Origin of the sequence: Streptomyces sp. DSM 110735 (assembly GCF_016482685.1) — a bacterium.
Lineage (GTDB): Bacteria > Actinomycetota > Actinomycetes > Streptomycetales > Streptomycetaceae > Streptomyces.
The window spans coordinates 20,193-33,632 of the sequence record NZ_JACYHF010000029.1 but is presented as its reverse complement, the minus strand read 5'-3'; the positions used below and the strand labels follow the sequence as shown (position 1 = coordinate 33,632).

The following is a 13,440-nucleotide window of genomic DNA, read 5'->3' as shown; positions in this document are numbered from 1 at the left end:
CCGTGAGGAGGGTCTGTCCAGCCCCGGAACGCACTCGGCCGGAACGCGTCCCCGCCCCTGCCGGGCACAGGTGCCACGGCTTCCGTTACCGTCGCCGCATGATCAGCGGCTTCGACGTGGCGCAAGCGCTGGACGGCGGGATCGCCGACCGGCAGCGGGCCTGGACCTTCATCCGTGACTTCGCCGCCGCCTGGACCGAACCGCTGACCGAGGACGACGGAACGCCCCCGGCGGAACTCGCCCGCGCGGAGGCGCTGCTCGGCCACCCGCTGCCGACCGCGCTGCGCGAGTTCCACGGGCTCGTGGGAGCCCGGCCCGACCTCGTCGCCAACCAGGACTCATTGCTGCCCCCGGACGAGATCTTCGTGGACGACGAATGCGAGGGCGTCCTGGTGTTCCGCAACGAGAACCAGGGCTGCGCCTTCTGGGGCGTGCGGCTCTCGGACCTCCACCTGGACGATCCGCCGGTGCTGCTCGACGCGGGGCACGGCTGGGCGCCGTGCTTCGACCGGGTATCCCTCGCCTGCGTCGAAATCGTCCTGAGCGAGGCGCTGTTCGGTGGAGGGGGACGGCTCTACAACGCGTGCGAGCTGCCCGCGGAACTCCTCGGCACGTTCCCCGTCCACTTCCGCCGCGTCGGGCTGCCGGACTATCCCATGTGGACCGGACCGGACGAGTCCCCCGTGCACTGGTACTCCGCCCCCGGCAAGCTGCTGCGCCAGGACGGACTCGGCACGCACAGTTGGCTGCACGTCCGGGGCAGGACGCGGGCGGATCTGGACGAGATCTGCGCGACCGTACCGGCACGCTGGTCACTGGGGTACGCGGAGCCCACCGGCGGCCGGACCTACGACCACGAGCCGACCCCTGCGGCAGTACCGGTGGCGATGAGGTCCCTCGTCAGCGGGCAGGGCTCTCCGTGACGTCCGGGGCCGTTCTCGTCGGAGCGGACGCGAGCAGCCGCACGGCGAACGCGAGAGGCGCGACCGTCTGGTACCCCACCCACACCTCACCCCCCGCGCTGCCACCCCGCCACGCCACCAGGAAGCCGACAAGAGCCGTCAGCACCCAGCCCGTGTCGTAGGCGATCATGAGCCGTGTGTACGTGCGCATCGACCGGCTGCGTGTGCAGCCCAGTTCGATGCCGCCGCAGATCAGCAGGGCAACGCCCGAGACAAGCAGCAGCCAGACGGGTACGCCGAGCAGTCGCCCGAGCGGGGCGGCGGCGGCGAGGCACGCGGCGGCGAGCAGCACCTTGAAGATGCCGTCCGCGAGGGCACCGGCCGTGCGGCGGGTCACCAACGGTGTCGCGACCTGGGTCATGAGCGTTCCCCCTCGAAGCTCGTGCCAACTGGACTGGTCCGTAAAGAGATTACGGTAATAATCGAACTATGAGAATGACGAGGGCCGAAGCCAAGGAACGCAACCGCCGCGCCCTGCTGGACGCCGCGTTCGAGGTCGTTTCCCGGGACGGGTACCGCGCGAGGCTCGAGGAGATCGTCGAGCGTGCCGAGCTGACCACCGGCGCCGTCTACTCGCTGTTCGGGAGCAAGAACGGCTTGATCGTCGCCCTCGTCGCCGATCATCTGCGGCCGTACTACGAGGAGATCGAGCAGGCGGTGCCGGCCGGGCTGGATCTGGTCGACGCGGTCGACGCCTTCGCCCGGCACTACCGGCGCGGTTGCGACGCCCCCGACGCGAAAGCCGGACTGTCGCTCCAGATCACCTTGCTGGACATGGCCCTGCACGACCCGGAGCTGGGAGCCCAACTCGCCACGTCCGTCCGGGCGCAGGAGAGTCACCTGGTCGCGCTGTTCGCCGGACGATCGCACAACGGCAGCATCGTGACGCCGCGTCAGGCGCAGCGTCTCACCACCGCACTCCGGGCCCTCTTCGTCGGCCTCGGTCAGGGTGTCACCCTCGGCCTCGCCCCCGACGCGGACGAGCAGTACTTCGCCGACACCGCCCGCGCGCTGGTGTCCGAGCTGTCCCTGGTCGGGGGCGACGCGGACGCCTCGTGACCGACGCGCCGTCCGCCCGGTCCGCCCCCCTGAACCCCGTTGCCAAAGAGGCCAGTTACACCTGTGGACACCGCAGGGGCGGCATGTTCTCATGCCTGAGGACCGGCTTTACAACGTTGTAGCAGCGCCGGTCAGACCGGTAGTCCAGTGCACTCGTCGTCTCCGTACGTCCACCGCGCTCGCGAGAGCGCCGTTGCCCCCCATGGAGCGTGCCGTGCGACCACCCCTGTCCCGTTCACCCCGCGGACGGCTCACCCGGATCGCCCTCGTCTGCGCGACGGCTGCCCTCGGGCTGACCTGCGCCGATCCGGCGACCGCGAGCCCGGCGGCCAAGCCCGTCCGCAAGGCCACCGTGTCCGTCCAGAACGCCAGATTCCAGGTGCTGTCCCCGACCCTGATCCGCACGGAGTACGCCGGGGACAACCGCTTCGAGGACGGCGCGACGTTCAACGCGATCGGCAGAGACGGCTTCACACCGCCCGCGTACACCTCGACCGTCAAGGACGGCGTCCTGACCATCACCACCAGCGCCCTGACCCTGCGCTACGAGGTCGGCTCCGGTCCCTTCTCCGCCGACAACCTGACCGTCCGGCTGAAGGCGGGCCAGGACCAGGTGCTCGCCGCGCCCTGGCAGCACCCGGACTGCGCGGTCGGCGCGCTGTGCGAGGCCGAGGACCAGCTCCACGACGGACCCGGACTCGCCGCCGACCACGCCGGGTTCACCGGCAAGGGCTTCCTCGCGGGCTTCGAGGTGACCAACAACTCCCTGACCACGGACGTGCGTTCGGACAAGTCCGGCACCTACGACTACGCCGTCCGCTACGCCAACGGCACCGGCTCCGACAGCCGCCACGAGACCCGCACCCTCAGCCTCAGCGTCGACGGGGGAGCGGACCGTACGTTCAGCCTCCCCGCGACCGCCGACTGGAACGCCTGGGGCGTGGCCCGCGTCCCGCTCACGCTGGGCGCCGGGCACCACACCGTACGGCTGCGTCGCACCGCCACCGACTCCGGCGCCGTCAACATCGACAGCGCGGCCCTGCTCGCCACCGGCGCCGCCTACCCGGGCAAAGCCTCAACCGCCCTGCCCGGCTGCCACTTCGGCACGAGCTGCGAGGCAGAGGACGCCCTGCTCGCCGGTTCCGCCGTCCTCGCCACCGACCACCAGGGCTACTCCGGCGACGGTTTCGCCGCCGAGCTGAACAAGGACGCCCGGCTCACCGCCCACGTCACCGACGTGCCCGCCGACGGCACCTACCTCCTCCAGTTGCGCTACGCCAACGGCACCGGCGGCGACGGTCTGCACCAGGCACGCGAGGTGCGTGTCGGCACCGGAACCGGCACCGACGCCACCCTCACTCTCCCGGCGACCGACAACTGGGACACCTGGAAGTCGGCGTCCGTACCGGTGGAGTTGAAGGCGGGGACCAACGACGTCACGCTCAACTGCCCCGACGCCACGAGCTGTCACGTCAACGCGGACACCCTCGCGGTGACCGCCCGCACGGACCCGGCCCCGCAGCCGCACCTCGCCCTCGGCGGCTACCGGCGCAGCCTCGACGGACTCAACGGGGACAACGACCCCAACCCCCGCACCACACCTGGTCTGTTGCACCGCGACGGCTGGTACCTGCTCGACGACACCGCCTCCGCGACGTACGACACCCGCACCGAGAAGGCCGTCCCGCGCCCCTCCCACGGCGCCGGTCCCTACCAGGACGGCTACCTCTTCGGCTACGGCCACGACTACAAACAGGGCCTCACCGACCTCGCCACCCTGACCGGTCCGCCGCAGTTGCTGCCCCGCTGGGCGTACGGCGTCTGGTACTCGGAGTACATCGACCGCACGGCCGACGACTACGAGAAGACCATCCTGCCCGCGTTCCGCAAGGCGGGCGTCCCGCTGGACGTGCTGGTCACGGACACCGACTTCAAGTCGCCCAACACCTGGAGCGGCTGGAACTTCGACCCGGCCAAGTACCCCGATCCCAAGGGCTTCTTCGACTGGTCGACCGCCGAGGGTCTGCACAACACGCTCAACGTGCACCCGAGCATCCTGGAGTCCGACCCGCAGTACGCGAAGGCGATGGCGACCGCCAAGAACAAGCTGGCCAAGGGCGGTTGCGCCGCCAGTGCGGGCTCGGCGTGCCGTACGTTCGACTTCGGCGACCCGGACCAGCTCAAGGCGTACCTCGATCTGCACCGCCCCTTCGACCGGGCAGGGAACGACTTCTGGTGGCTCGACTGGTGCTGCGACGCCTCCCGTTCCTCGCAGCCCGGTGTCACCCCGGACGCCTGGATCAACCAGAAGTACGCCAACCTGACCGCCGAGACCAGTGAGCGGGGCTTCGTCCTCTCGCGGGCCTACGGCTCCCTCCAGGCGGGCGGCTACAGCGGCGGCGTCGGTCTGCCCACCGGTCCCTGGGCCGACAAGCGCAGCACGCTGCACTTCACCGGCGACACCTCCTCCACCTGGGGCACCCTGCGCGCCGAGGTCGGCTACACCCCCGGCGAGTCCGTCGCCACCGGCATGGCGGCCGTCAGCCACGACATCGGCGGCCACAACGACGGCCACGGCATCCCCGGCGCCGAGACCTACACCACCGACGACGGCCAGAGCCACCGCACCACCAAGCTGCCCGACGATCTGTACGCCCGCTGGGTGCAGTTCGGCACCTTCCAGCCCGTCGACCGCCTGCACAGCAACCACAGCGACCGGCTCCCCTGGCAGTACGGCGACGCCGCGCGCGACTCCGCGAGCAAGTTCCTCAACCTGCGCGAGTCCCTCGTGCCGTACACGTACACACTCGCCCAGCAGGCGAACACCACCGGCGTCCCGATCACCCGACCGCTCTACCTTGACTACCCCGAGGAGGAGAACGCCTACGGCAAGGCGGGCGACGAGTACCTCTACGGACCCGACATGCTCGTCGCACCCGTCACCACTCCCGGCACCAGCACCACCACCTCGGTGTGGTTCCCGCCCGGCCAGTGGACCGACTACTTCACCGGCCGCACCTACAGCGCGGGCACCGGCGGCGCCACGTACGACGTGACGACCACCCTCGACACCATGCCGGTCTTCGTCCGCGCGGGCGGCATCGTCACCACCCGGGCCACCGACGTGGACCACGACGCCGGGACCCCGCTCGACAAGGTCGCCGTCTCGGTCGCGACCGGCGCGCCCGGCTCCTTCACCCTCTACGAGGACGACGGCGTGAGCACCCCTTCGCGCCACCACGCGGCCACCACCCGCCTCCACTACACCGAGCACTCCGGACGCCACACCCTCCGCATCGACCCGGCCAAGGGCTCCTTCCACGGTCAGGTCTCCCGCCGCTCCTGGACGGTCACCTTCCAGGGCGCGGACCACGCGCCGACGCGGATGACAGTCGGCGGCAGGCAACTGGCCCGCTCCGCCTGGAAGTGGGACGCGGACACCGGCTCCCTCCGGGTCACCCTGCCCGCCGTCTCGGTCCGGACCGGGGTGACGGTCGAGTACCGGCAGCCGTGAGCCAAGTTGGCCAGCCATGCGCCAAGTTGAGCGAAGGCTTGTCAAGCTTTCGGGTGGTGAGTATATATAGGAAGTAGAGCAGCATCAGGCAGGCAGATGTCGAAGGAGGGAGCCAGATGCTGATGCGTACCGATCCCTTTCGGGAGCTCGACCGGATCGTCGACCGGGTCTGGGGAACCGCCGCACGACCGGCGGGGATGCCGATGGACGCCTGGCGCGAGGGCGACACGTTCGTCGTGGAACTGGACCTGCCCGGCGTCACCCCGGAGTCGATCGACCTCGACGTCGAGCGGAACGTCCTGACCGTCAGGGCCGACCGCCGTCCCGCCTACGGCGAGAACGCCGAGACGGTGATCACCGAGCGTCCGGCCGGAACGTTCAGCAGGCAACTGTTCCTCGGCGAGACCCTGGACAGCGAACGGATCGACGCCTCCTACGAGGCGGGTGTGCTCAGGCTGCGGATTCCGGTCGCGGACCAGGCCAAGCCCCGCAAGATCGCGATCAGCGGCGGCGACACCCGCAAGGAGATCAGTAGCTGACCGTCGGACGGTCCACGCGCCCCGGTCCCGGACGGCCACGCCGACCGGACCGGGGCGTCGCCCACGCGTCGATCCCCACGGAACCGCGCGCCGCCCGAGGGCGATCGCCATGGCGGGCCCAAGGAACACCACCTGACAGGCAACCGGGTTCGCGTTCGGCGGCCGTCCCTCATCCGTGGGCGGCGTCGCGTGCTCCCTGTTCCCCCGACCCCCGCGCGATCAACCGCGTCGGCACCGTGACCGTACGGACCCGGCTGCGGTCGCCGTCCAGCCGGGCGAGAGCCGTGACGGCCGCCGTGCGGCCAATCTCCTCGGGGTTCTGGGCGACCACCGTGAGTGCCGGTTCGAGGGCGTCCGCGAGGGCGACGTCGTCGAAGGCGACCACGGCCACGTCCTTGCGCCGGTCGCGGGCGAGGCGGGCGACGACCCCGACGGCGACGATGTTGTTCCCCGCGAACAGCGCCGTCGGCGGATCGGGCAGCGCGAGCAGTCGCGCCGTCGCCTCACCGGCACCGCGCTGGTCGTGGGCGCTCGCCACCAGCAACCGGTCGTCCGGCAACCCCGCCTCCCGCAGCGCCTCGCGGTACCCGGCGAGCCGTTCGCGACGCGTGTAGAGCCTGGTCGGCAGGTCACCCACGAAACCGATCCGGCGATGTCCGTGGGCGATCAGATGCGCCACGCCCGCGCGCGCACCCTCGCGATTGGAACTGACCACGCTGTCCGTCGACAGCCCCGCGCCCGGCCGGTCGACGAAGACCACCGGGAGCCCCGCCGCGCGATGCGGCTTGAGATGGGAGTGGTCGGCGCCCACGGACGGCACCACCATGAGGATGCTGACCCGGCGCGCCAGGAACTTGTCCGTCAACGCCCGCTCGCGACCCGCGTCGTCCGCCGAGGAACCCATCAGCAGGGTCAGCCCCCGCTCGCGGACACTGTCCTCGATGCTCCCGGCCACCGCGCCGAAGAACGGGTTGCCCAGATCGGGCACCACGAGCCCGATGGTGGTGTCAGGACCGCCGACGCGGATGTTGCGGGCCATCAGGTTCGGCTGGAAGCCGAGGCGGGCGACGGCGGCGAGCACCCGCTCCCTGGTCCCCGCCGAGGCGGGCCCGTCCTCGTTGAGGACGCGGGAGACCGTCTTGGCGCTGACACCGACCTCGCGTGCGACGTCGGCCAGGGTGGGGCGGCGGTTCGCTGCCATGGGGCACACGTCTCCTGTGCTCGTCGGCTCCGGCCGCGGCCTCGGCCGGAGACGCGTGAGTGCTGACGCGCCGGGCCGGCGTAGGCGCCGACCCCGGGTGTCAGAGGGGTCCCGACCCCGGGCGTCGAAGGGGTCGCGACCCGGGTGTCAGGGGGTCTCGACCCCGGCGGCCTTCACGGCCTCGGAGTCGGCGACGACAGTATCCCCGCTCTCGTCCACGGTCAGCGCGCCGGTCATGATCGCGACCACCTCCGCCATCGAGTAGTCCGACGGCTTGATCACCGCCGCCCGCTTCCCGAGCCGGTGCACATGGACACGGTCCGCGATCTCGAAGACATGCGGCATGTTGTGGCTGATCAGGACGACGGGCAGCCCCCGGTCCTTCACCCGCCGGATCAGGTCGAGGACCTGCCCCGACTCCTTCACACCGAGCGCGGCGGTCGGCTCGTCCATCACCACGACACTGCGCGCCCACGCGACCGACCGCGCCACCGCGACAGCCTGCCGCTGCCCGCCGGACAGCGTCTCCACGGCCTGGGTGAGCGAGCGCAGCCCGATCTTCAGATCGGCCATGTGCCCCGCCGCCTCCTGCCGCATCCGCTTCTTGTCCAGCATCCGGAAGACACTGCCGAGCACCCCGGGACGCCGCAGCTCACGGCCGAGGAACATGTTCGACGCGATGTCCATCGACGCGGCGACCGCCAGATCCTGATGCACCGTCTCGATCCCGTGCGCCCGCGCGCTCTGCGGACCCGAGAACCGGATCGGCTCCCCGTTCAGCCGGATCTCGCCCGCGTCCGGCGTCAGCGCCCCGGTCAGCGCCTTGATCAGACTGGTCTTGCCCGCGCCGTTGTCCCCGATGACGGCCAGGACCTCACCGGGCAGCAGATCGAAATCGGCGCCGTCGATCGCGGTGACCTGCCCGTACCGCTTGACCAGACCACGCGCCTGGAGGATGGGGGTGGGGGAAGAGGTGGGGGAGTCGGCGGCGCTCATCGGGCCTTCTTCCGGGAGAACTGGTCGACGGTCACCGCGAGGATCACCAGGATTCCGGTGATCAGCGTCTGATAGATGGACGCGACGCCCATCAACTGGAGCCCGTTGCGGAAGACGCCGACGATCAGGACACCGATGAACGTGCCCAGCACCGAACCGCGCCCGCCGAACAGACTCGTCCCGCCGATGACCACGGCGGTGATCGAGTCCAGGTTGTCGGTCTGCCCCGCCTGCGGATCGCCCACCCCCGTACGGGAGATGAGCAGTAGCGCCGCCACGCCGTACAGCAGCCCGGCGACGGTGTACACACCGATGGTCAGCCGCGAGGTGCGTACGCCGTTCAGCCGCGCCGCCTCCACGCTGTTGCCCAGCGCGTAGACGTGACGGCCCCAGCCGGTGCTGCTCAACGCGTAGGCGAACAGCAGGAACAGGGCGATGGTCACCAGCGAGCCGTAGGTGATGTCGGTGTGTCCGAGCGGGAAGGTCTGCCCAAGTCCCGTCAGCATCCCGGGCAGTTGGGTGACCGTCTGCTCCTTCGAGTAGATGTGGGTCAGCGCGAACGCCACGTTGAGCATCCCGAGCGTCACGATGAACGGCGGTAGCGGGATCTTCTCCGTCAACACCCCGTTCAGCAGCCCGAATCCGGCGCACACCAGCAGCCCGAGCCCGATCGCGAGCACCGGCGGCAGCGTGCCCTCGGCGGCCATCCTGGCCATCATGATGCTGCCGAACGCCATCACCGCGCCGCACGACAGATCGATGCCGGCGGTGAGGATGATCAGGGTCTGCCCGATGGCGAGCGTCCCCACGACCATGACCTGCTGCACGATCAGCGAGAAGTTCCCGCCGGTCAGGAACTGGTCGGTGGAGAGCGAGAAGAAGACACAGGCGATCAGAAGCGCGGCCAACGGGCCGGTGGTCGGCGCCGTGAGCAGTCGGCGCGCCGTACCGGGCGCCGAGAGATCGGCGTACGGCGTGGTCGTGGCTGTCATGCGGAGTCCTTGTCGAGGGGTCTTGCGGGAGGACTTCGGGGGCGGGGATTCCGGGAATCGCCGGGGTGCCTCGGCTGTGAAGTGCGTGAGCACGGGCGGGTGTTGAGGAAGGGAGGGGCGGCCGTCCCTCAGGGGAGTAGGGACGGCCGCCCCGGTCGGTGGCGTGCGGCCTCGGGGCGGATCAGCCCCAGCAGTTGTCCAGGCCGTACGCGGTGTCCTTCGAGGTGACCCCGGACTGCGGCTTGTCGGTGATCAGGTTGACGCCGGTGTCGGTGTAACCGGACGCCTTCTTACCGCCCTTGGCGTACGAGACCACGGCCTTGACGCCCTCGGCAGCCATCTTCAGCGGGTACTGCTGAGCGGTCGCCGCGATCTGCCCGCTCTTGACAGCCTTGGTGCCGGTGCAGCCGCCGTCCACGGAGACGATCAGCACGTCCTTCTCGCGTCCCTTCGCCTTCAGCGCGGTGTAAGCACCCAGCGCGGCGGGCTCGTTGATGGTGTAGACGAGGTTGATGCCGGGTTCCTTCTGGAGGCAGTTCTCCATCGCGGTCTGCCCCTTGGCCTGGTCGCCCGCGGTGTCCTGCGAGCAGACGACCGACGGGTCCTTGGCACCGACACCGAAGCCCTTGAGGAAGCCGTCGTGCCGCTGGACGCCGACCGAGACACCGGGCGCGAGGTCGAGTGTGGCGATCTTCGCCTTCTTGCCCTTCATCGCCGCCTTGGCGTACTGCCCGATCAGCTCGCCCGCCTTGAGGTTGTCCGTCGCGAACAGCGCGTCGACCGCGCTCTGCGGCTCGGTCGGCGTGTCCAGCGCGATGACCAGGACCCCCTTGGCCTGCGCCTTCTGGATCGCGGGCACGATCGCCTTGGAGTCGCTCGGCGTGATCAGGATGCCCTTCACCCCGGAGGCGACCATGTTCTCGATGGCGGTGACCTGCCCGGCGTTGTCCCCGTCGAACTTGCCCGCCGCGGTCAGCAGTTGGGCGTGGTTCTGCTTGGCTGCCCGCTCCGCGCCCTCCTTCATCTTCACGAAGAACGGGTTGGTGTCGGTCTTGGTGATCAGCCCCACCTTGACCCCGCCCGAGCCGGAGCCCGCGGACCCCGAACCCGAACCGGAGCCGGAACCGCAGGCGGTGAGGGTGAGCGCCGCGACACCCAGACACGCGGCGGCTCTGAGGACGGTCGAACGCTGGCGGGTGATGCGAGACATGAACGACTCCTGCGGGATTGCGAGCGGCGCGGCCGGCATCGGTGCATGCCGTCCCGAGGTGTCATCGTTGACTTATGTCATCGTTGACACGGCATGGCGAGGATGATGGACGCCCGCTCCCGGCAACGTCAATGGCTTGTACTTGTCACAAATCGGCAACGCACGAGTTCGCCGTCACCCGCGCCGAATCCGCCTCGCACACATCAAGAACCAGTCTCCGCCGAACCGTTGACGCCCCCGGAGCGGTGACGCATCATCGGTGCACCTGCCCGTCCCCGGCGAGGCTCTGATGCGTGCCGCCGGTGCCGGGTCGCATTCCGCTTGCCGTGCTGCCGACCGGCGGAAATCGCGACGACGCCACCCGCTCCGTGATCGAGCGGACCATCTTCTGACCCCATGGGCACTGCCTCGCGTCGTCCTGCCCTGCATCCACCCTTCGAGTTGAACGCGTTCAAAAAGAAGGGCTAGGCTCATGTCGAGCGAAGCCGAGGGGGATTCGATGAAGGTAGTGCTGCCCGGGGGAACCGGACAGGTGGGCGCGATTCTCGACCGTGCGCTGACGGCGGCAGGCCACGAGGTCACGGTGCTGACCCGGCGCCCCGCGCGGGCGCACGACATCGCATGGGACGGGACCACTCTCGGCCCCTGGGCAGCGGCGGTCGACGGCTGCGACGTCGTGATCAACCTGGCCGGACGCAGCGTCTCCTGCCGCTACACCGCCGAGAACCTGCGAGCCATGATGGACTCCCGAGTCGACTCCGCCCGGGTCATCGGCGAGGCGATCGCCGCCGCCGCGCGGCCACCGCGCGTCTGGCTGCAGATGAGTACGGCGACGGTCTACGCCCACCGTTTCGACGCGGCGAACGACGAGGCGACCGGAGTGATCGGAGGCTCCGAGGACGGCGTGCCGGACTACTGGTCCTACAGCGTCCAGATCGCGAAGAACTGGGAACGCGCACAGTCCGAGGCGCCGACTCCCACGACCCGCAAGGTGGCGCTGCGCGCGGCGATGGTCATGAGCCCGGACCGGGGCGGGGTGTTCGACGTACTCTCACGACTGGTGCGCCTCGGACTCGGCGGTCCGGTGGCAGGCGGCGCGCAGTACGTGTCCTGGATCCACGAAGAGGACTTCGTACGAGCGGTGGAGTTCCTGATCGCCCACGACGACCTCGACGGACCGGTCAACCTCTCCTCGCCCGGTCCCCTTCCGCACCGCGACTTCATGCGAGCGCTGCGCACTGCCTGGGGCGTCCCGCTGGGCTTGCCCGCGACGCGCTGGATGGCCGAGCTGGGCGCGTTCGTACTGCGCTCGGACACGGAGCTGCTGCTCAAAAGCCGCAGGGTGGTGCCGGGGCGACTGGGCGCGGCGGGGTTCACTTTCGCCTTTCCCGAGTGGGAGAAGGCGGCTGCGTCCCTTGTCCAGCGGGCCAGGCTGATGCGTGAAGTGGGCCATGTTGCGTAGACGGCCCGTACGGACTGCACAAGGTCACTGACGGCTGACCGTACGGGTCACGCCCGTCACGATCGTCGTCGCCAGGATCCAGCCCGTGATGATCAGGACGTACGACAGCCACTGGTACCAGCCCCGCGGCGCGAACGCCGACTCCTGGCCGAAGTCGATGACCGGCAGGAGCAGGTCGAGGGTGTAGAACACCGGGTTGAAGTCAGGGGCTTCGCCCGCCTTGACGGGGCGCGGGTGATGCAGGCCGAACGCGATCGACCCCACGGCCATGACCGACAGCAGCCAGACGGCCGCGCGCAACGGGCGGAAGCCGTAGCCGACGGTGGCGTCCTGGACGTACCCCCACAGCCGCCCGTACCAGACGAGCGTGGCGCGTCGGCGGCGCAGTTTGGCGAGTTGGACGAGCCGGGCCGCGTCGTCGTCACCGACATGGCGGTACGCCGCCATCAACTGCTCGTAGGAATGGGGTTCGTACGGTCCGCCGTCGCGTTCCAGCATGGGGAGGCGGCGCTCGGCGGGTTCGTGCGGGGTGAGCACTGTGTACCGGAGATTGCTGAGGAGCACCCGTTCGGGGATCATATCCGGTTCGAGGGTCAGGATCTCGATGTGGGAGCGGCGCAGGTTCAGGGTGCCTTTGATGCGGTCACCATGGCTTATCCACAGCTCGCCGATGACACAACTGCTCGCCCGCAGCGCCGTGCCGCCCGGGTTCGACAGGCGGGCGTGGAACAGATCGAGGCGGCCCGGTATGTGGGCGCCCCGGAGTTCGATCCGCCCGCGTGCGCGTAAGCACCGCGCCCGTATGTGCCCCTGCACGGTGAGGTTCTGGGCGTCCAGTGCGATGCCGCCCGGGTTGTCGAACTCGGCGTCCTGAATAATGATTCGCCCGGCGACGGAGGCTCCGGTGAGCCGTACCTGTCCGTACGCGCGCAGCTCCGGCGCCGACAAGTCATCCCCGATTTCTGCCTGGTTGAGCAGCAGCACCGGCTCGGAGCCGTCCGCCGCCGTGAACTCCGCCCGCTCCATGAACAGCGCCCCGGAGATCTGTGCCCCTGCGAGTCGAACCAGCCCGCTCATACGGCAGTCCGTCATCCGCAGTACCCCGTCGACCCGCAAGGTCCCGGCAGTCAGGCCCGGCAGAACGGAGTTCCTCAGATCGAGCTGTCGCAGATGGGCACCGTAGAGATCGGGAACGCTGTCGAACCGGCAGTGGCTCAACCGGATGGCGGCGTCGATCGAGGCGTACTTCAGGTCCAGCACGCCGGTGATCCGCGCCCCGGTGATTCTCAGTGCGGCGATCTCGCCCTCTTCCCGTGGAGCCTTGAGCAAAAGAGCCCGCAACACCGTTGCCCGTAAGGTGCGTTCGGCGCCGTGTGTGATGTCGAGTGCCGGGTCCTCGTCCTCGGCGCGGAAGTCCACGGACTCGCCGCGCGGAAAGGCTTGCCACACACGCGTCTCGGCCGGTGTCAGCTCGATGGTCTCGCTCACGCCGGGACTCTGACGGG

Annotated in this window: 11 protein-coding genes; 5 read left to right on the top strand and 6 right to left on the bottom strand. The window is 69.8% G+C overall.

Going from position 1 to position 13,440, the window contains the following annotated elements; translation table 11 throughout:
• The first annotated feature begins 98 nt into the window (after positions 1–98).
• A complete protein-coding gene (locus tag IF655_RS28840) occupies positions 99–923 on the top strand; it encodes an SMI1/KNR4 family protein (RefSeq protein WP_242488976.1) in 825 nt (274 codons plus the stop codon).
• On the opposite strand, the gene IF655_RS28835 is transcribed toward IF655_RS28840, so the two are convergent.
• A complete protein-coding gene (locus IF655_RS28835) occupies positions 901–1,323 on the bottom strand; it encodes a hypothetical protein (RefSeq protein ID WP_199588088.1) in 423 nt (140 codons plus the stop codon). The genes IF655_RS28840 and IF655_RS28835 overlap by 23 nt on opposite strands.
• Positions 1,324–1,397: 74 nt before the next feature.
• Here IF655_RS28835 and IF655_RS28830 point away from each other — a divergent pair, with 74 nt between their 5' ends.
• The 3 genes from IF655_RS28830 (at position 1,398) to IF655_RS28820 (ending at position 6,074) form a co-directional block, all read left to right on the top strand.
• Positions 1,398–2,021 (top strand): TetR/AcrR family transcriptional regulator, encoded by a 624-nt coding sequence (locus tag IF655_RS28830; protein ID WP_199588118.1) that lies wholly within the window; start codon positions 1,398–1,400, stop codon positions 2,019–2,021.
• Between the two features lie 214 nt (positions 2,022–2,235).
• The gene (locus IF655_RS28825; protein ID WP_199588087.1) at positions 2,236–5,535 is read left to right on the top strand and encodes a TIM-barrel domain-containing protein; all 3,300 of its coding nucleotides are present in this window, start codon (positions 2,236–2,238) and stop codon (positions 5,533–5,535) included.
• Positions 5,536–5,651: 116 nt separating this feature from the next.
• A complete protein-coding gene (locus tag IF655_RS28820; RefSeq protein ID WP_199588086.1) occupies positions 5,652–6,074 on the top strand; it encodes an Hsp20/alpha crystallin family protein in 423 nt (140 codons plus the stop codon).
• Positions 6,075–6,243: 169 nt separating this feature from the next.
• On the opposite strand, the gene IF655_RS28815 is transcribed toward IF655_RS28820, so the two are convergent.
• The 4 genes from IF655_RS28815 to IF655_RS28800 form a co-directional block, all read right to left on the bottom strand.
• Positions 6,244–7,275 carry a LacI family DNA-binding transcriptional regulator gene (locus IF655_RS28815; protein WP_199588085.1) on the bottom strand — a complete coding sequence of 344 codons (1,032 nt, stop codon included), beginning with the start codon at positions 7,273–7,275 and terminating at the stop codon, positions 6,244–6,246.
• 147 nt (positions 7,276–7,422) lie between these two features.
• A complete protein-coding gene (locus IF655_RS28810; protein WP_199588084.1) occupies positions 7,423–8,271 on the bottom strand; it encodes an ATP-binding cassette domain-containing protein in 849 nt (282 codons plus the stop codon).
• A complete protein-coding gene (locus tag IF655_RS28805) occupies positions 8,268–9,263 on the bottom strand; it encodes an ABC transporter permease (RefSeq protein ID WP_199588083.1) in 996 nt (331 codons plus the stop codon). Before IF655_RS28805 ends, IF655_RS28810 begins: the two co-directional genes overlap by 4 nt.
• 181 nt (positions 9,264–9,444) lie before the next feature.
• Positions 9,445–10,473, bottom strand: coding sequence for a sugar ABC transporter substrate-binding protein (locus IF655_RS28800; protein WP_199588082.1), 1,029 nt, complete (start codon positions 10,471–10,473; stop codon positions 9,445–9,447).
• Between the two features lie 499 nt (positions 10,474–10,972).
• On the opposite strand from IF655_RS28800, the gene IF655_RS28795 reads away from it, so the two are divergent.
• Positions 10,973–11,935 carry a TIGR01777 family oxidoreductase gene (locus tag IF655_RS28795; protein WP_199588117.1) on the top strand — a complete coding sequence of 321 codons (963 nt, stop codon included), beginning with the start codon at positions 10,973–10,975 and terminating at the stop codon, positions 11,933–11,935.
• 24 nt (positions 11,936–11,959) lie between these two features.
• On the opposite strand, the gene IF655_RS28790 is transcribed toward IF655_RS28795, so the two are convergent.
• Complete coding sequence (locus IF655_RS28790) at positions 11,960–13,423, bottom strand: membrane-associated oxidoreductase (RefSeq protein WP_199588081.1); 1,464 nt, start codon at positions 13,421–13,423, stop codon at positions 11,960–11,962.
• Positions 13,424–13,440 lie beyond the last annotated feature (17 nt).